The sequence below is a fragment of the Streptomyces sp. NPDC088747 genome (assembly GCF_044751025.1).
GTDB lineage: Bacteria > Actinomycetota > Actinomycetes > Streptomycetales > Streptomycetaceae > Streptomyces.
In genome coordinates this window covers 143,532-161,699 of sequence record NZ_JBIVKZ010000021.1, presented here as the reverse complement: position 1 = coordinate 161,699, position 18,168 = coordinate 143,532, and the positions used below count along the sequence as shown (strand labels likewise).

The following is an 18,168-nucleotide window of genomic DNA, read 5'->3' as shown; positions in this document are numbered from 1 at the left end:
CGTCGTGGGGTGCTTCCCGTGGCGCGCTAGCGGCGTTCGCTCACCCGGACCACCCGCAGTCCTGGCGAGGACAGGATGTCCCTCTCGCAGAAGCGCGACCTCACCCACCGCTCGTCCGAGAACAGCCGCGTCTGGTCGCTGTAGTGCGGCGAGTTCGGGTTCGACGACTGGGAGTACGTCAGGAGCGTGCTCGCCACCGGGCAGTGGCCGCCGTCCCAGCCGACCGCCTGGATGTAGCTGGAGCCGGTGGTGACCTCCGTGTAGGCGCCGGCCGCCGGAGTCCACACCGGCTCGACCTTGTTCCACACCCCGAGGGACTCCGTGCCGCCCGGCACGGCGATGCGCTCGCCGCCGCGCACGACGTACTGGTTCGCACCGAGCCGTCCGCCGAGCGCGACGCCCGCGGCACGCAGTTCGGTCACGGTGTCCGCGAGTGCCCTGGCGAGACCCGGCGCCTCGGTGTTGAGCGTGTTCGGGGTACGCACCGGGTCCGCCGCCGAGAACGGGACCTTCCAGAGCTGCGCGGGCGGCACGATGGCCGTCAGCTTCCGCCAGAAGCGGTCGAAGAGGAGAGCGCCCCGACTGCCGGTGTCCATGGTGCGGTCCCACGCCCTTAGCACCCCGCAGGCCTCGGACACGTCGACCACCGTGCCGTCACTGCCCGTCGCCGTGCCGCCCGGCAGCGCGGCACACGCCCGCGCCGCGTCGTCCGCGACGAGATCACCGGCGGGCACCCGGTTCGCGAACTGCTGCGCCCTGAGGTCCCGTACGGTCAGATCGCCCTTCTCCGCCAGCGCGGCCACGTCCTCGACCGCCCCACGGGTACGCATCGAACGCTGCGTGCCGATCGTGCCGAACACCCGCTCGTACCCGGTCAACGGCTGGTCCGCGTTGGCCAGCCAGGCGCTGTCGTTGGAGTTCTCCGCGTACGGAGCGTCCCTGAGCACCGGCATCCTCGCGGGACCGAAGATGCCCGGCTGCACGGCGTCGGGATCACTGCCGAGCGCGCAGTCGCCGCGCGAGCCGTCGAGGACGGCGACCCCGGACGCGGGATACGTCACCCTGCCCAGCGGTGTCGAGCAGCGCTCGGCCAACTCGTCGGTGATGCGCGGCAGCACCTGCGCCTGGGTGAACAGCGAGTGGCCCCGCGCGTCGGCGGCGATCGTGTTCACCCACGGCAGCCCCTGCGTCCGCCTGAGCGCGGCCAGGACGCCCGCGGTGTCACGGGCCTTGCCGAAGGCGAGCCCGGTGTCCGAGGCGCGCAGGTTGGCGGAGTTCGGGTCGTTGAGCGCGTACGCCGTCGTGGTCGTCCACGGCAGCGGAAGCTGTGCGCCGAGCGAGGTGACGACCGGGCCGTACCGGGTCCACCACTGGGTACGGGTCACCGGCGCACCGTCACCGTCCCGCACGGGGACGGTGACGGTGCGCCGTGTCATCCGCTCCGGCCTGCCGTCCACCAGATACGTCGTCGGATCGGCCGGATCGAGCGTCAGCTGATGGAGGTTGAGGGGGACGCCCGTCGCGACCGTGTGGCTCCAGGCCACCTTCGCGGTGTGGCCGATGGATATCGTGGCGGTGCCGAGCAACGCGCCGCCCTGGACGTTGAGTTCGCCCGGGATCGTCTGCTGCGCCTGCCAGAAGCGGCGGCCGCCCTGCCAGGGGTAGTGCGGATTGCCGAGCAGCAGGCCCCGGCCGTTCGCGGTCGAGGCGCCGCTGAAGGCGACCGCGTTGGATCCCATGTCCGCGGTGTCGAACAGCTCGCGCGCCGCGGCTGCGGTGCTCCTGGCGTCGGGCGCGCCCTTGACACCGGCCGTCGTCGTGGGCGGCTGCGCGGCCGTGATGCCGTCGACGCCGCGGCCCTGGCCGCCGAGCACGGCGAGCGCGAACCCGCGCGCGGCGACGTCCACCTGGGTCACCGGGCGGACCCAGTCGGCCCCACGGCACGCCGGATCCGTGACCCGGTTCTGCGCCAGCCAGGCGTTGTAGCCGGCGGCCCAGCCCCGCATCAGGTCCTCGACGCCACGGCTGGGTCCCCGCGGCGCGGGCTCGGCCAGCAGCTTCTCGACCGTGCGGGCCTCCCGTACGCCGCGGAAGTACAGGTCGCTGGAGAGGTTCCTGGCGGCCGAGGAGAGCGAACCGTCGGGCGCCGCGTCGGGCCCGAAGTAGCGGGACCTCTCACCGCGCAGGGTCACGAATCCGTCGGCCAGCGTGCACACCTGGTCGGCGGCCTGCGCCCAGCCGGTGCCGAAGCCGAGGTTCGCGTAGTCCTTGGCCACGATGTGCGGAATGCCGTACTCGGTGTAGCGGACGACGGCCGAAAGGCCGCCGTGCGAAGGGTGTTGCTGCCGGGGCCGGTTGTCGGCCGCGGCGGCGGGCAGGGTGCCGGCGGCGGTGAGCAGGGCGACGGCCGTGACGACGAGCCGTCTCAGGCGGGTGCGCATCGTGCCTCCCAACATCATTGGGGGAAGGGGCGGTTGAGCGTACCAACGGGTATGCGCGCGGGTGGTGAGTCCGTCCCGGTCTCCGTCCGGTCTTCCACCCCTCTCCGTGCGGTGACTTGACCTCCCCCTTCCGCGGATCGAGGATCACGTGTCATGACGCCTGGACACGGCAGTACGGTTGACGGGGTACTGCGCCGCAGTGCCCGGCGCACTCCGGCACGGCGCGCGGTCGACTACCGCGAGCGCTCCTGGACGTACGCGGAACTCGACGAGGCCGTCTCCCGCGCGGCGACCGTCCTCCTGGACGAGGGGCTGGCCCCGGGCGATCGCGTCGGCGCCTACGGCCACAACTCGGACGCGTACCTGATCGGTTTCCTCGCCTGCGCCCGCGCGGGACTCGTGCACGTGCCGGTCAACCAGAACCTGACGGGCGACGACCTCGCCTACATCGTCGGCCAGTCCGGCAGCTCACTGGTCCTGACCGACCCGGGCCTCGCCGCGCGACTCCCGGACGGCGTACGGACGATGGCGCTGCGGGACGCCGACGACTCGCTGCTCGCACGGCTGGACGCGGCGGTCCCGTACGAGGGTGAGGAGCCGCGCGGCGACACGCTCGTGCAGTTGCTCTACACGTCGGGCACCACCGCGCTCCCCAAGGGCGCGATGATGACGCACCGGGCCCTGGTGCACGAGTACCTCAGCGCGATCACCGCCCTCGACCTGAGCGCCGGGGACCGGCCCGTGCACGCCCTGCCGCTCTACCACTCGGCGCAGATGCACGTGTTCCTGCTGCCCTACCTCGCGGTCGGTGCGACGAACGTCATCCTGGACGCGCCGGACGGGGACCGGATCCTCGACCTGATCGAGTCCGGCCGCGCGGACAGTCTGTTCGCGCCGCCCACCGTGTGGATCGGCCTGTCGAACCGACCCGACTTCGCCGACCGTGACCTGAGCGGGCTGCGCAAGGCGTACTACGGCGCGTCGATCATGCCGGTGCCCGTCCTGGAGCGGCTGCGCGAGCGGCTGCCGAAGCTGGCCTTCTACAACTGCTTCGGCCAGAGCGAGATCGGCCCGCTGGCCACCGTCCTCGGTCCCGACGAGCACAAGGGGCGGATGGACTCCTGCGGCCGGCCGGTCCTGTTCGTGGACGCGAAGGTCGTCGACGAGGACGGCCGTGACGTGCCCGACGGGACGCAGGGTGAAGTCGTCTACCGGTCACCGCAGTTGTGCGAGGGCTACTGGGACAAGCCCGAGGAGACGGCCGAGGCCTTCCGCGACGGCTGGTTCCACTCCGGTGACCTCGCCGTGCGGGACGCCCACGGCTTCTTCACCGTCGTCGACCGGGTCAAGGACGTCATCAACTCCGGTGGTGTACTGGTCGCTTCACGCCAGGTCGAGGATGTCCTCTACACCCACGCCGGGGTCGCCGAGGTGGCGGTGATCGGCCTCCCCGACGAGCGCTGGATCGAGGCCGTCACCGCTGTCGTCGTGCCCAGGGGCGAGGTCACCGACGCCGAACTCCTCGCGCACGCACGGGAGAAGCTCGCCCACTTCAAGGCGCCCAAGCGGGTGCTCTTCGTGGAGGAGCTGCCGCGCAACGCGAGCGGGAAGATCCTCAAGCGGGAGCTGCGGGAGCGGTTCGCCTGAGGGCGGGTCCCGGCGGGTGAGTTACAGCGAACCCGTGGCTGGTGGCTCACCGTCGTGCGTAACTCGTGGGTCGCCGTCGTGCGTGACCCGTAGGTCACCACCGTGCGTGGCGGATTCTCAGTCTGCCGAACCCCATGGCCCCGGAGACACGGATGGTCGGTCCGCCGGGGCGGGTGCGCCGCGGGCTCTGGTAGTGCGAGTCCTTCCACCAGGTGCGCAGACCCTCGATCTCGACGACCGCGTCGCGGGGCACCTTGATCGTCGCCCCGCCGGTGCCGAGTCGCAGCTCTATGTCCAGAACCGGGTGCTCGACGACCGCCCGGGACAGGTCCAGGTACACCCGTCCGAACGCGGACTCGACCTTGAGCGTCCGAGGCACCCGCCAGGCTCCGCGCCGCTTGATGCGTCCGCCCGCGGCGCCGATCGTGACCGTGCTCTCCGCGGGTTTCTCCGGGAGCGAGGCCAGCGCCGACACCAGTTCGCCGCGCGTCCTCGCGGTCAGCACCTGGTGCAGGCGTTCGTCCATCTCCTCGTGGGAGAGGTGCCCTTCGGCGTACCCCTCCTGCACGCGCAGCACGGCCGTGTCGCGGTCGTGTTCGGTGATCCGCGTCGTCGGTCGCTCCGGCAGGAAACTCACCGTTTCACTGTAGTGCCGAGCAGGCCCCGAGTGGCGGGCGGTGCGCCGGGAACGTCAGCCGGCCGCCTTTGTGGCCACCGACCGTGCCCACCGGTAGTCGGCCTTGCCGCTCGGTGACCGCTGGATGGTCTCCGTGATGACGAGCTGACGGGGGATCTTGTAGCCGGCGAGGCGGGAGCGGCAGTGGGTCTGGATGTCGTCCAGGGACGGCTGCTCCGCGCCGCGTCGCAGCTGCACCACCGCCGCCACGTGGTTGCCCCACTTCTCGTCAGGCACCCCGGCGACCAGCGCGTCGTAGACGTCGGGATGGGACTTCAGGGCCTGTTCGACCTCTTCCGGATAGACCTTCTCGCCCCCGGTGTTGATGCACTGGGAGCCGCGGCCGAGGACGGTGACGATGCCCTCCTCGTCGACGGTGGCCATGTCGCCGAGGAGCACCCAGCGTTCGCCGTCCCGCTGGAAGAAGGTCTCGGCGGTTTTCCTCGGGTCGTTGTAGTAGCCGAGGGGCACGTGGCCGCGCTGGGCGATGCGGCCGATCTCGCCCACGGCGATCGGCTCGTGGGTGGCCGGATCGACCACCTGTGTACGGGCGTTGACCCGCACCCGGAAGCCGCGTTCAGGCCCGGAGTCCGCCGTGGCCGTGCCGTTGAAGCCGGACTCCGACGAGCCGAAGTTGTTGAGCAGCATGACGTTCGGGACGAGAGCCTGGAACTGCTCGCGCACCGTCTCCGACATGATCGCGCCCGACGAGGACACGCTGAACAGCGAGGAGCAGTCGGTGCCCTTCATGGGGCCGTTGAGCGCGTCGATCAGTGGCCGCAGCATCGCGTCGCCGACCAGCGACACGCTGGTGACCTGCTCCCGCTCGATCGTCCGCAGCACCTCCTCGGGCGCGAACCTGCGGTGGATCACGATGCGTTGGCCGAAGTTGAAGCCGATGAAGGCCGTGAGTGTGGACGTGCCGTGCATCAGCGGGGGAGTGGGGAAGAAGGTGATCCCCTCGCCTCCCGCGGCGACCCGCTCGGCCAGTTCCTCGGGGCGCCCGACCGGGTCGCCCGTCGGTGCGCCGCCGCCGAGCCCGGAGAAGAACAGGTCCTCCTGGCGCCACATCACGCCCTTGGGCATCCCGGTCGTGCCGCCGGTGTAGATGATGAACTGGTCGTCCGCCGAGCGCCGTTCGAACCCGCGCTCGGCGGAGGCCGCCGCTTCGGCCTCGGTGAAAGGGACGGCGGGCGGCTCGGTGGCGTCCGGTACGGGCTCTCCCACCCGGACGAGATGGCGCAGACCCGGAGTGCGCGGCAGCGCCGCCGTCACCCGCTCGGAGAACTCCGCGTCGAAGACCAGGGCCACCAGATCCGCGTCCTGGTAGAGGTAGGCCAACTCCTCTTCCACATAGCGGTAGTTGACGTTGACGGGTACGACCCGGGCCTTCAGGCAGCCGAGCACGGTCTGCAGGTACTCGATGCCGTTGTAGAGGTGCAGACCGAGGTGTTCCCCGGGGCGGACACCGCAGTCGACCAGGTGGTGCGCGACACGGTTCGCCGCCGCGTCCAGCTGCGCGTACGTCAGCCGTCGCTCCGCGCCCGTACCGGGGTGGTCGATGTACACGAGCGCCTCGCGGTCGGGGACCACGTCGACGACCGACTCGAACAGGTCGGCAAGGTTGTACTCCACCGCTCCTCCTGACCTCGGACGATCGTGACCGCCCAGCGGCTCGCGCCATCGGCTCGACGCCCTCGGCTCGACGGTCATCAGAGCAAAGGCGCCCTCAACTGTGAAGGGCCCGCGCACAAGAAATCTGACTACCTGTCAGAAAACTCTTGTACTGCCATCGCGCCTACTGCAACCTGTTCTCGCATCCGGAACGGCCCGAGACGGGAGGAACCCCATGGGTGGGACGGAACACCTCACCGTGCAGCGCGAAGGCGCCACACTGGTGCTCACGCTCAACAGGCCCGAGGCCAGGAACGCGCTGTCGCTGCCGATGCTGGTCGGCCTGCACGACGGCTGGATCGAGGCCGACGAGGACGACGGGATCCGCTCGATCGTGCTCACCGGCGCGGGCGGTGCCTTCTGCGCCGGGATGGACCTCAAGGCACTTGCCGGAAAGGGCATGGAGGGCCAGGAGCACCGGGACCGGATGAAGGCGGACCCGGATCTGCACTGGAAGGCGATGCTCCGCCACCACCGCCCCCGCAAACCGGTGATCGCCGCCGTCGAAGGGCACTGCGTGGCCGGCGGCACCGAGATCCTCCAGGGCACCGACATCCGGGTCGCCGGCCGGTCCGCCACCTTCGGCCTCTTCGAGGTGCGGCGCGGACTGTTCCCCATCGGCGGCTCCACCGTCCGCCTGCAACGGCAGATCCCGCGCACCCACGCCCTCGAAATGCTGCTCACCGGCCGCCCCTACACGGCGCGGGAAGCCGCCGACATCGGCCTCGTCGGACATGTCGTCCCCGACGGGACCGCCCTCGACAAGGCCCTCGACATCGCCGAACAGATCAACGCCTGCGGCCCGTTGGCCGTCGAGGCCGTCAAGGCGTCCGTGTACGAGACCGCCGAGATGACCGAGACCGACGGACTCGCCGCCGAACTGGCCCGCGGCTGGCCGGTCTTCGACACCGCCGACGCCAAGGAGGGCTCCCGGGCCTTCGCCGAGAAGCGCCCGCCCGTCTACCGGCGCGCCTGACCTCCGTCCACAGGCGCGCCCGGCTCCGCCCCGATGCGCCCGGCCTCCGATCCCGGTGCGCCTGAACTCCGAAGGAGACAGCTGGGATGCCCGAAGTCCTCAAAGCCCCCCTCGTCGTCGAGTTCCCCTTCACCCGCTCGCTCGGCCCCGTCCAGAGCGCCTTCCTCACCGGCCTGCGCGAGCGCGTCGTGCTCGGTGTGCGCACCGGCGACGGCCGGACGCTCGTACCGCCAGTCGAGTACGACCCGGTCACCGCCGAGGAGATTCGCGACCTCGTCGAGGTCGCCCCCACCGGCACCGTCACCACCTGGGCCTGGAACCACGCCCCCCGCCGCGGCCAGCCCCTCGACACCCCCTTCGCCTGGGTCCTGGTCCGGCTGGACGGCGCCGACACCGGCCTCCTGCACGCCCTCGACGCCCCCGGCCCCGACGCCGTGCGCACCGGAATGCGCGTCCGGATCCGCTGGGCCGGGGAACGCTCCGGCGCCATCACGGACATCGCCTGCTTCGAGCCGTACGACGGCGAACCGGGGCCGGGCGTCGCGACCGGGCACGACGGCCGCTTCGAGGACATGGTGACCGGCATCGTCGCCCCCGCCCGCCTCGACTACGTCTACTCGCCCGGCCGTGCCCAGTCGGCCTACATCGGCGCCCTCGCCGACCGCCGCACCGTCGGCGAACGCTGCCCGTCCTGCCACAAGGTGTACGTCCCGCCCCGCGGCGCCTGTCCCACCTGCGGGGTCGCCACCTCGGAGCGGGTGGAAGTGGGCCCCGGCGGCACGGTCACGACGTACTGCATCGTCAACATCAAGGCGAAGAACCTCGACATCGAAGTGCCCTACGTCTACGCGCACATCGCCCTCGACGGGGCCGACCTCGCCCTGCACGGCCGGATCGGCGGCATCCCCTACGACCAGGTGCGGATGGGCCTGCGCGTCGAACCGGTGTGGACGGAAGGCGGCGGCTACCCCGACCACTACCGGCCGACCGGCGAACCGGACGCCGACTACGACACGTACAAGGAGCTGCTGTGACGCGTGAGATCGCCGTGGTCGCCTTCGCGCAGACCGACCACCGGCGCACCAGCGACGAGCACTCCGAGGTGGAGATGCTCATCCCGGTCCTGCACGAAGTCCTCGACCAGACGGGGCTGCGGACCAGCGACATCGGGTTCACCTGCTCCGGCTCCACGGACTACCTCGCGGGCCGCGCCTTCTCCTTCACCATGGCGCTCGACGGGGTCGGGGCCTGGCCGCCGATCTCCGAGTCGCACGTGGAGATGGACGGCGCGTGGGCGCTGTACGAGGCCTGGACGAAGCTGCTTACCGGCGACGCCGACACCGCGCTCGTGTACGGGTACGGCAAGTCCTCGCCCGGCTCCGTACGCGACGTCCTGACCCGGCAGCTCGACCCCTACTACCTGGCCCCGCTGTGGCCCGACTCCGTCGCCCTCGCGGCACTCCAGGCGCGGGCACTCATCGACGCCGGGGAGACCGACGAGCCCGCGCTCGCCGCGGTCGCCACCCGCAGCCGGGCTTCGGCGTCCACCAACTCCCATGCCCAGTTGCGCGGTTCGGTCGCGCAGGGCGACTATCTCGTACGTCCGCTGCGCGTCGGCGACTGCCCGCCCATCGGCGACGGAGCCGCCGCGGTGATCCTCGCGGCGGGGGAGCGGGCCCGCGAACTGTGCGCGCGGCCCGCCTGGATCCGGGGCATCGACCACCGCATCGAACCGCACAGCCTCGGCGTGCGCGACCTGACCGACTCGCCCTCCACCCGCCTCGCCGCCGAACACGCCGGTGCCTTCGAACGCCCGGTGGACACCGCCGAGTTGCACGCCCCGTTCACCTCCCAGGAGGTCGTCCTGCGCAAGGCGCTGCGCCTGGGGGACGAGGTGAACGTCAACCCGTCCGGCGGCGCGCTCGCCGCCAACCCGGTGATGGCGACGGGACTCATCCGTATCGGTGAGGCCGCCGCCCGTATCCACCGTGCCGAGTCCGACCGGGCACTGGCCCACGCCACCTCGGGCCCGTGCCTCCAGCAGAACCTGGTCGCCGTACTCGAAGGGGATACCCGATGAGCAAGGAGCCCGTGGCCGTCGTAGGCATCGGCCAGACCAAGCACGTGGCCGCCCGGCGTGACGTGTCGATCGCCGGACTGGTCCGGGAGGCCGCCCAACGGGCGCTGTCGGACGCCGAGTTGACGTGGGCCGACATCGACGCCGTGGTCATCGGCAAGGCGCCCGACTTCTTCGAGGGCGTGATGATGCCGGAGCTGTATCTCGCCGACGCGCTCGGCGCCGTCGGCAAGCCGATGCTCCGGGTGCACACGGCGGGCTCGGTGGGCGGCTCCACGGCCCTCGTCGCCACCAACCTCATCGCCGGACGCGTCCACGGCACCGTCCTGACCCTGGCCTACGAGAAGCAGTCCGAGTCGAACGCCATGTGGGGCCTGTCGCTGCCGATCCCCTACACCCAGCCGCTGCTGGCCGGTGCGGGCGGCTTCTTCGCGCCGCACGTACGGGCGTACATGCGGCGCACAGGCGCGCCCGACACGGTCGGCTCGCTGGTCGCGTACAAGGACCGGCGCAACGCGCTCAAGAACCCCTACGCGCACCTCCACGAGCACGACATCACCCTGGAGAAGGTCCAGGCCTCGCCCATGCTGTGGGACCCGATCAGGTACTCGGAGACCTGCCCGTCCTCGGACGGCGCGTGCGCGATGGTCCTCACCGGCCGGGCGGGGGCGGCCCGTTCACCCAGGCCGCCCGCGTGGCTGCACGGCGGCGCGATGCGCAGCGAGCCGACGCTCTTCGCGGGCAAGGACTTCGTGTCGCCGCAGGCGGGCAAGGACTGCGCGGCCGACGTGTACCGGCAGGCCGGGATCGCCGACCCGCGCCGGGACATCGACGCCGTCGAGATGTACGTGCCGTTCTCCTGGTACGAGCCGATGTGGCTGGAGAACCTGGGGTTCGCCGAGGAGGGCGAGGGCTGGAAGCTCACCGAGTCCGGGGTGACGGAGCTCGACGGGGACCTGCCCGTCAACATGTCGGGCGGGGTGCTCTCCACCAATCCGATCGGCGCCTCCGGAATGATCCGGTTCGCCGAGGCGGCGCTCCAGGTGCGCGGGCAGGCGGGAGATCACCAGGTCGACGGGGCACGCAGGGTGCTGGGGCACGCGTACGGCGGCGGATCCCAGTTCTTCTCGATGTGGCTGGTCGGGGCCGCGCCGCCCGCCTCCTGAAACCGTCCCCCTCACGTGGCCTGTCCGCCGCCCGAACCGATCGCTAGGCTGGCCGCGGACGACGAACCGGGAGGAGCACGGACGTGGCCGAAAGCACCATTGAGCAGCACCCGTTCGCGGGCTGGGACAAGCCGGAGCTTGACCTCAGCAGGGCCGAGTGGCATTCGAGCAGCCGAGGACGGGGAGACGTCCAGATCGCCTTCGTCGAGGGCTTCATCGCGATGCGCAACAGCGGTCGGCCCGAAAGCCCTTCCCTGATCTTCACGCCGGCGGAGTGGGGCGCGTTCGTGTCGGGGGCGCGGGAGGGCGAGTTCGACCTGACCTGAGCCGACCTGAGCCGACGCCGTACGGGATGGGTCCGCCGCGCCGGCGGATCCTCCCTCCCGCGCCGCCCGTCGGCGCCCGGCCCGCTTCCGGGCCGCGGCGACGTCCGGCGCGCTCCCCGTCGCCCTGCCGGAACCCCATGAGCGCGGGGCGCGAGTGAGCGGAGTGACCAGCCGGGTGCCACCGGGTCCGGCTCCGCCTCCGGTCGGTCCAGGGACTCCCTGAACTAGAAGTCGTCCACCCACACCACGATCCCCGTCCACCCCGACAGGACGGCGGCGGCGCCCGCCCGGATCGCGGCGGCGCAGCGTGCCGCGGTGAATGACGCGGGGTCGTAGGTCGAGGACATCCCGAGTCCCTCGCCGCGGAAGGAGGCTCCGGACCAGTCGACCGCGGTCACGTTGTGGGTGGGCTCCGCCAACTCCGCTCCCACCACCAGGAACTGCTGGGAGAGATGGTTCGGGGTGACCGTCGCCAGCGCGTCGATCAGGTCGTTGCCCGCGCTGACGACGAGGTCCGGCCGCATGCCGATCGCCCTGTCGGCGGCGGGGATCATGTCGGCGGCGTCGGACACGGTGACCGTGCGCAGGTCGACCCGCTCGTGGTCGGCCCATTCCCGTACCGCGGTCACGAGGGTTTTCGTCGGCCGGTCGTCGCCCGCGGTCAGCAGGACGACCCGCAGACCGTCCGAGGGCCGTACCGCGGACCACGAGCCGGGCCGCGGGGTGATGGTCGCCTCCGGCGCAGGCGAGGCGGACGGGGCGACGAAGCCGCGGCCCAGGTCGCCGACGGCGGAGGGCTTCGGGTGGGGCTGTGACCAGTCGTCACCGTGGCCGCAGCCGGTGACGAGAGCGGCGGCCGCGATCAGGGCGGCGGCGGCCGGGAGCGGGCGGCGCAAGACGATCGTCCTCCGTGACACGGCCCGCCGCCGGCACGGTGTGGCGTCGGCGGCGGGCTCGCGGAAGTGGCTGGTGAGGCTGGTGCGGGGGGTGGTGTGCCCACCATCCTGCGCTCCCGCTTTCGGACATCTCCAGCCACGCGGCCCCGATCGAACGTTTGTTTTCACATGGTTCGCCGAACGGCCGACTCCGGTTCACCCCGGACCAGCACGGTGCTCGGGCAACCACAAGGAGCCCCATGTCACACCCTGTTCGCCGCCCGCTGGCCGTTCTCGCCGCGGCGGTGTTCGTCGTCCTGCTCGGCCTCGCCCAGCCCGCTTCCGCCCACGGCTTCACCTCGACCGTGTACGTACACGTCGCCGACGGCGGTGAGGGCCGGCTGCGCACCGAGCTCAAACTCGAGTACGACCTTCTCGTCGTGTCCGCCGCCGACGCCGGACACGACGACCCCCTCTTCCGCGCCGGAACCGAGGCGTTCGCCGCCGGGGACGCGGACGCCGAGGCCGCCGCCCTCAACTCCCACCGCGCGACGGCCGTCGACTACGTCACCCGGCGCTTCACGGTCACCACCGACGAGGGTGCGTGCAGGGCCGACCAGGCAGGTGATTTCCGGATGGGCCGCGAAGAGGGCGTGCCCTACGCCCTGCTGACCCTCGACTGGACCTGCGCGGCACACGGCGACGCGGACCACGAGATCCGCAGCGGACTCTTCCCCGACGCCGAGGAGTACGTCAAAGGCAGCAAGACCATCGTCACGTACGCGGTCGACGGGCACAGCGGCAGCGCCGCCCTCGACGCCGCGCACCCGTCGTTCTCCCTCGGCCAGGCCTGGACCGAGCGTTTCTGGGAGTTCTTCCGCCTCGGCGCGGAACACCTGCTGACCGGCGTCGACCACATCCTGTTCCTGCTCGCGCTCATCGCCGGTTCACGCCGGCCGCGCGAAATCGTCCTGGCGGCCACCAGTTTCACGCTGGCCCACTCGGTGACGTTCCTGCTCGCCGCCCTCGGCGTGGTGGACGTACCGGAACGCGTCGTGGAACCGGTCATCGCGCTCTCCATCGCCGTCGTCGCAGGATGGCACCTGTGGCGCATCCGCCGACGCGGCGTCCACGTCACCGACCTGGCGGTCCCCGAGGGCGGTCACTTCGCGCTGGACCGTGCCGGATGGACGCGCCTTGGGGTCGTCTTCTGCTTCGGGCTGGTCCACGGTCTGGGCTTCGCCGGCGCTCTGGGCATCGACGCGGCATGGTCGTGGACCCTGCTGTGGTCCCTGCTCGTCTTCAACGTCGGTATCGAAACGGTGCAGTTGGCCATCATCGCCCTGGTGTTTCCGCTGTTGCTTTTGCTGAGGCGCCGGTCCCGCAGGGCGGGCCTGTGGGCGACCGGCACGATCTGCGCGGGCGTCGCCGCCATGGGGCTGGTCTGGTTCGTGCAGCGCGCGTTCGGGCTGTGAGCGACCCGGCACGTCCGTGATGTTCAGCAGACCCCGAGCTCGCATTTATGCGGGGTTTACCTCGCACCGAAAGCTTGACGATCTCCATTGCACGCACACACCGTGTGCACAGAAGAAACGACACGTCATGAGAACAAAGCTCTTCGCACCCGTCGACAGACGGGTGCGACGCCGCGTGGGCAGTACCGCCGTCGCGGCATCCGTGGGCCTGGTCCTGGCCTTCGGCGGCGGACTGGCGTCCCCCGCGGTCGCCGCCGATTCCGCGACCCTCACCGGCATCATCCTCGGTGTCGGTGCCAACGAGACCCAGCGCACCGTCAGCTGGTACTCCTCCGCCGACACCGCCCAGAAGATCCAGGTCGCCCCGACCGGGCAGCTGAACGCCGGCGAATTCCCCTCCGACGCGGCCACGTTCGACGCCCTGGGCGGCGCCAACATCGCCACCAGCGGCGGCTACAACCGCCACGCCACCATCACCGGCCTCAAGGAGAACACCGCGTACTCCTACCGCGTCGGCAGCGAGGGCAACTGGTCGACCGCGTACTCGTTCAGGACGCAGGACTTCGAGGGCGAGTACGACTTCCTCTTCCTGGGCGACCCGCAGATCGGCTCGTCCGGAGACGTCGCGAAGGACCAGGCCGGCTGGCAGGACACCCTCGACGTCGCCACCCGGGCGAACCAGGACGCCGAACTCCTCGTCTCCGGCGGCGACCAGGTCGAGACCGCGAACAACGAGTCCCAGTGGAACGCGTTCCTCGCCCCCGACCAGCTCCGCCAAATCCCCTTCGCCGCCACCATCGGCAACCACGACGTCGGCGGCAAGGCGTACGAGCAGCACTTCTCCACGCCGAACACGGACCGCTCGGGCGCGTACTACTCGAACGGCAACCCGGCCTCCAACACGTCCGGCGGCGACTACTGGTACATCTACAAGGATGTGCTGTTCATCGACCTCAACAGCAACAGCTACACCAGCTCGCAGGGTGGCGGCGGCGACGAGGCGCACACCAAGTACGTCACGGACGTCATCAACCAGCACGGCTCCGAAGCCAAGTGGAAGGTGCTCGTCTACCACCACTCGATCTACTCCCCGGCGTCCCACGCCAAGGACGGCGACAACAAGACGCGCCGCGTGGACTTCCCGACAACGTTTTCCAAGCTGGGCGTCGACATCGTCCTCCAGGGACACGACCACAGCTACTCCCGCAGCTACCTCATCAAGAACGGTGAGAAGGCCGACAAGGACGAGCAGCCCGGCGCGGCCGACGTCTACCCCGGTCCCGGCGGCGTCCTGTACGTCACCGCCAACTCCGCCTCGGGCTCGAAGTACTACGACATCACCAAGCCCGACAGCAGTGGTACGAGCGGTGCGGGCAACGGCGCCGACCCGCTGAACCCGGACAGCTACTGGTACAACTCGGTGCAGAACCAGGAGCACGTCCGCAGTTACGTCAAGGTGCAGGTGCGCGACGAGAAGCTCGTCGTGGAGAACATCCGCAGCGGCACCTGCACGGCACCCAACTCCGAGGTCGAGCACGGCGACTGGTGCAACAACACCACCGCCGACCAGCCCGTCGGCTCCGTGGTCGACAAGGTCAGCGTCCACCCGTACAACGGTGACGGCCAGTCCCTCCAGGTCAACGTGCCCGCCCCGGCGCCGGGTGAGTTCGGCTGGACCATCGACGGCTACAACGGCCTGGTGGACCTCGGTACCGCCAAGGAGCAGGACGGCGACCACTTCACCGCCACCGGCAAGATCAACCCGATCCTCGTCACGGACTCCCGCCGCTCGCTCTCCCCGTGGTCGGTGTCGGCCAACGTGAGCGACTTCAAGGACGCGGACAAGACGTTCCCCGGCTCCTACCTGGGCTGGACGCCGTACGTCCTCGACCAGGGCGCCGGCGCCCAGGCCGGTGCCTCCGTGGCCTCGGGCTACGACGACCAGGGCAAGGGCCTGTCCGTCTCGCGCGGCCTCAGCTCCGCCGAGCAGGGCCACGCCCGCGGCGAGGCCAGGCTGGGCGCGGACCTGGATCTCAAGATCCCGGACTCCGTCCAGAAGGGCGGCTACCGAGCCACCCTCACCATCACCGCACTGAGCAGCTGACCCAACCCGCTCCACCCGCGGGGCAGGCGGGCGGTCAGTCGCCGCCCGCCTGCCCCGCCCCTTCCAGGAGAGCCCCACGATGCGCATATCCCCGTCACGCCGCCGTACCGTCCCCGGCCCGGTGCTTTCCGTCGTCCTGGCGCTGCTGGCGGCCCTCGCGTTCGCCGGCGCGTCCGCCGGCCCGGCCCGGGCGGCCGACGGCGACGTGACCTGGACGGTCCGCACCGCCGCGAACGGGTACGGGGACGGCCGGTCCAGCTTCAGTTACGGCGTCAACCCCGGCAGCCAGGTCAAGGACGCCATGGTCGTCGCCAACCACAGCGCAAGTCCGCTCCGCCTCGCCCTCTACGCCGCCGACGGCTACACCACGGAGAAGGGCCAACTCGACCTCCTCACACAGGAGAAGAAGTCCGTCGGCATCGGCGCCTGGGTCCGCGCCACCGAGGAGAGCGTCCGGATCGCCCCCGGCAAGACGGCCGAGATCCCCTTCACCGTCACGGTTCCGCGCGACGCCACCCCCGGCGACTACGTCGGCGGCATCCTCACGTCACTCAAGCAGTCCGACGACACCGAGGGCATCGCCGTCGACCGGCGTCTCGGCATCCGGATCAAACTGCGCGTCAGCGGCGCCCTGAAGCCCGCACTCGCCATCGAGAACCTGCACGTCGACTACCACGGCACCGCCAACCCCTTCGGCCAGGGCGACGCCACCGTCACCTACACGCTCCACAACACCGGCAACGCCCTGCTCTCCGGAGACCAGAACGTCACCCTCACCGGCCCCTTCGGAACCCTGAGCACCCAGGCCGCCCGCATCGCCGCCCCACCGGAGCTGCTCCCCGGCGAGCGCTGGAAGGTCGTGGTCCCCGTGGACGACGTCACGCCCGCCGTCCGCCTCACCGCCGAGGCCACCGTCACCCCGGCCATCACCGACGCCGCGGGCTCGACCAGCTCGCTCAAGCCCGTCCGGGCAACCACCACGGGATGGGCCGTGCCCTGGACCCTCGTACTGCTGGTCGTCCTCCTGCTCGCCGCGGCCGCGGCCGGGTACTTCCTCCGCCGCCGCGACCGTGCCCGCCGCAAGCGGCGCGAGGACGCCCGCGTCCGCGACGCCGTCGAGCAGGCTCTGCGGGTCCGCGCCGAGCAGCGCGCCTGAGACCGCACTTCCCGCCTGCCGACGGCGTGTTCAGCCGCCGATCGCCCGCGCGGCCCGCATCCGATCCGTCCGGGGCGGGTCGGCGGGCAGCGGCAGATCGGCCTCCGGCGCGGGGAGGGCGTAGAGGGCGTACAGACGGCGGCGGATCGCCTCCGCCGGGTACTGGTCGCCGTAGACGGCGTTCTTGAAGATCACACCTTCCAGGACGCTGCGGAGCAGGACCTCCTCGACGGCGGGTTCCTCGGCCCCGCGCGCGGCGAACAGCGCGCGCAGTCCGTCCTCCAGCGCCACCACCCGCTCCTCCTTGCGCGCCTCCGCCGCCGCGAACAAGGGGTGGGTCGCCGGGTTGATCACCAGGCTGAGCGTGATCCGCTGCACCGGAACGGTGACGGCGGCCATGACCAGAACCCCGTCGATCATCGCGGCCAGCCGCTCGTCCGGCGTGCCGGTCACCTCCACGAGCGCGGAGACCCCGTCCAGGTAGCGGTCGAGCAGCTCGTCCACCAAATTCTGCTTGCCGGGGAAGTAGTACGTGAGCAGGCCGCGCGAGACGCCGGCCCGCGTGGTGATCTCCGAGATGGTGGCGTCGTGGTAGCCCTTCTCGGCGAAGACCTCCAGGGCCGCCGCGAGGATCCTCTCCCGCGACTGTGCCCTCAACTCCTCGTTGGCCTCCGCCGACCGTGGCGACACGTGCCACCCCATTCCCGCTCGTCCCTGGTCACGCCGCGCTGGTGCCGCCCGGCACGGACCATTGTCGCCGCTTCGCTCCAGCACATCGCCACCGGCTGTGCGGCCGGTCGAACTCGCCATGGTTGAGGGGCAGATGAACTTGGGGGTTTTGGTTGGCTAGCTGTACAGTCAACGCGAGTTCCGCGAGTTCAGGGCGCGGACCTCCCAGACGGATTTCACGTACACGAATGGGGAGCGCGCACAGTGGTGAGCAAGGAACAGCTCAAGGCGGAGATCCACGCGGCGTTCGACGCCGCCGTGCCCGACGGCGCGGGCTACACCAAGGTCTACGCCTCGGACATCAAGGAGCGGAACTTCATCGTCTACCGCAGCACCACAGTCCTCAACTACGCCGTGGGCTTCAGACCGGGCAGTACGGAACTCGTCATAGTCCCGGTCGACGAGGACAACGGCCGGGTCACCGCCGGCGCCCCGGTCACCATCACCGACACGAACCGCGGTGCCACGAAGAAGCGCGACCTCCAGGGCCGCTTCCACGTCTCGACGACGGAAGGCCAGAAGTTCCGCCTGTCCGTGATTCCGTCGGTCCCGAAGATCACCGCGGGCTTCTACCAGCTGCCGGTCGACCAGAAGGCCGAGTACGAGGCCTTCCAAGAGGTCAAGGGCCTCATCTGCGCCTAGGAAACTCCGAGTCGAGGTCCGGCCGGGATCGCCGAGGAGCCGCACACCGGCGAGCGGACCGTCGTACGACCGCTCTCGGCGGTCTGTCGGAAGGCGGGCGCCGAGCGTGCGGGGCTCGGCGCCGCACCGGGGAACGGACAGCCCGATAGATGGGGGGAGCAGCCATCTCCGAGGGCGTTCACGGGGGCGCCCCCGGGGCCCGGT

The 18,168-nt window shown here is 70.9% G+C and carries 15 protein-coding genes; 10 read left to right on the top strand and 5 right to left on the bottom strand.

Annotation, left to right across the window (positions count from 1 at the left end; genetic code table 11):
• Window positions 1-26: 26 nt before the first annotated feature.
• Complete coding sequence (locus tag ACIP79_RS36670; RefSeq protein WP_401230768.1) at window positions 27-2,441, bottom strand: penicillin acylase family protein; 2,415 nt, start codon at window positions 2,439-2,441, stop codon at window positions 27-29.
• A gap of 153 nt (window positions 2,442-2,594) precedes the next feature.
• On the opposite strand from ACIP79_RS36670, the gene ACIP79_RS36665 reads away from it, so the two are divergent.
• On the top strand, window positions 2,595-4,088 hold the full coding sequence (locus ACIP79_RS36665) for an acyl-CoA synthetase (RefSeq protein ID WP_401230766.1): 1,494 nt from the start codon (window positions 2,595-2,597) through the stop codon (window positions 4,086-4,088).
• A gap of 94 nt (window positions 4,089-4,182) precedes the next feature.
• Here ACIP79_RS36665 and ACIP79_RS36660 read toward each other — a convergent pair whose 3' ends face one another.
• Entirely contained in the window at window positions 4,183-4,725 is a 543-nt protein-coding gene (locus tag ACIP79_RS36660; RefSeq protein WP_401230763.1) for a DUF1707 domain-containing protein, read from the bottom strand.
• A 54-nt stretch (window positions 4,726-4,779) separates the two neighbouring features.
• Window positions 4,780-6,399: an acyl-CoA synthetase gene (locus ACIP79_RS36655; RefSeq protein WP_401230760.1), complete on the bottom strand. Its 1,620-nt coding sequence runs from the start codon at window positions 6,397-6,399 to the stop codon at window positions 4,780-4,782.
• A gap of 214 nt (window positions 6,400-6,613) precedes the next feature.
• On the opposite strand from ACIP79_RS36655, the gene ACIP79_RS36650 reads away from it, so the two are divergent.
• From ACIP79_RS36650 to ACIP79_RS36630, 5 genes are all read left to right on the top strand, one after another.
• Window positions 6,614-7,414 (top strand): crotonase/enoyl-CoA hydratase family protein, encoded by an 801-nt coding sequence (locus tag ACIP79_RS36650; protein WP_383685155.1) that lies wholly within the window; start codon window positions 6,614-6,616, stop codon window positions 7,412-7,414.
• 86 nt (window positions 7,415-7,500) lie between these two features.
• Entirely contained in the window at window positions 7,501-8,448 is a 948-nt protein-coding gene (locus ACIP79_RS36645) for a Zn-ribbon domain-containing OB-fold protein (protein ID WP_401230758.1), read from the top strand.
• Entirely contained in the window at window positions 8,445-9,494 is a 1,050-nt protein-coding gene (locus tag ACIP79_RS36640) for a thiolase domain-containing protein (protein WP_401230755.1), read from the top strand. The genes ACIP79_RS36645 and ACIP79_RS36640 overlap by 4 nt, the downstream gene beginning before the upstream one ends.
• Window positions 9,491-10,657, top strand: coding sequence for a thiolase domain-containing protein (locus ACIP79_RS36635; protein ID WP_383688684.1), 1,167 nt, complete (start codon window positions 9,491-9,493; stop codon window positions 10,655-10,657). Before ACIP79_RS36640 ends, ACIP79_RS36635 begins: the two co-directional genes overlap by 4 nt.
• Window positions 10,658-10,740: 83 nt before the next feature.
• Window positions 10,741-10,983, top strand: coding sequence for a DUF397 domain-containing protein (locus ACIP79_RS36630; protein WP_383688685.1), 243 nt, complete (start codon window positions 10,741-10,743; stop codon window positions 10,981-10,983).
• A gap of 224 nt (window positions 10,984-11,207) precedes the next feature.
• Here ACIP79_RS36630 and ACIP79_RS36625 read toward each other — a convergent pair whose 3' ends face one another.
• A complete protein-coding gene (locus tag ACIP79_RS36625) occupies window positions 11,208-11,879 on the bottom strand; it encodes a hypothetical protein (RefSeq protein ID WP_401230751.1) in 672 nt (223 codons plus the stop codon).
• Between the two features lie 239 nt (window positions 11,880-12,118).
• On the opposite strand from ACIP79_RS36625, the gene ACIP79_RS36620 reads away from it, so the two are divergent.
• From ACIP79_RS36620 to ACIP79_RS36610, 3 genes are all read left to right on the top strand, one after another.
• Entirely contained in the window at window positions 12,119-13,333 is a 1,215-nt protein-coding gene (locus ACIP79_RS36620) for a HupE/UreJ family protein (protein WP_401230749.1), read from the top strand.
• A gap of 127 nt (window positions 13,334-13,460) precedes the next feature.
• On the top strand, window positions 13,461-15,437 hold the full coding sequence (locus ACIP79_RS36615; protein ID WP_401230747.1) for a fibronectin type III domain-containing protein: 1,977 nt from the start codon (window positions 13,461-13,463) through the stop codon (window positions 15,435-15,437).
• Window positions 15,438-15,516: 79 nt separating this feature from the next.
• Complete coding sequence (locus ACIP79_RS36610; RefSeq protein WP_401230744.1) at window positions 15,517-16,593, top strand: WxL protein peptidoglycan domain-containing protein; 1,077 nt, start codon at window positions 15,517-15,519, stop codon at window positions 16,591-16,593.
• 30 nt (window positions 16,594-16,623) lie between these two features.
• Here ACIP79_RS36610 and ACIP79_RS36605 read toward each other — a convergent pair whose 3' ends face one another.
• Window positions 16,624-17,283: a TetR/AcrR family transcriptional regulator gene (locus ACIP79_RS36605; RefSeq protein WP_401230742.1), complete on the bottom strand. Its 660-nt coding sequence runs from the start codon at window positions 17,281-17,283 to the stop codon at window positions 16,624-16,626.
• A gap of 246 nt (window positions 17,284-17,529) precedes the next feature.
• On the opposite strand from ACIP79_RS36605, the gene ACIP79_RS36600 reads away from it, so the two are divergent.
• Window positions 17,530-17,964: a hypothetical protein gene (locus ACIP79_RS36600; protein ID WP_401230739.1), complete on the top strand. Its 435-nt coding sequence runs from the start codon at window positions 17,530-17,532 to the stop codon at window positions 17,962-17,964.
• Window positions 17,965-18,168 lie beyond the last annotated feature (204 nt).

Excerpts from the sequence above, each read along its gene's own strand:
- ACIP79_RS36665 (WP_401230766.1), top strand. The coding sequence starts at position 2,595 with ATGACGCCTGGACACGGCAGTACGGTTGACGGGGTACTGCGCCGCAGT.
- ACIP79_RS36645 (WP_401230758.1), top strand. The coding sequence starts at position 7,501 with ATGCCCGAAGTCCTCAAAGCCCCCCTCGTCGTCGAGTTCCCCTTCACC.
- ACIP79_RS36615 (WP_401230747.1), top strand. The coding sequence starts at position 13,461 with ATGAGAACAAAGCTCTTCGCACCCGTCGACAGACGGGTGCGACGCCGC.
- ACIP79_RS36635 (WP_383688684.1), top strand. The coding sequence starts at position 9,491 with ATGAGCAAGGAGCCCGTGGCCGTCGTAGGCATCGGCCAGACCAAGCAC.
- ACIP79_RS36670 (WP_401230768.1), bottom strand. The coding sequence starts at position 2,441 with ATGCGCACCCGCCTGAGACGGCTCGTCGTCACGGCCGTCGCCCTGCTC.
- ACIP79_RS36650 (WP_383685155.1), top strand. The coding sequence starts at position 6,614 with ATGGGTGGGACGGAACACCTCACCGTGCAGCGCGAAGGCGCCACACTG.
- ACIP79_RS36610 (WP_401230744.1), top strand. The coding sequence starts at position 15,517 with ATGCGCATATCCCCGTCACGCCGCCGTACCGTCCCCGGCCCGGTGCTT.
- ACIP79_RS36620 (WP_401230749.1), top strand. The coding sequence starts at position 12,119 with ATGTCACACCCTGTTCGCCGCCCGCTGGCCGTTCTCGCCGCGGCGGTG.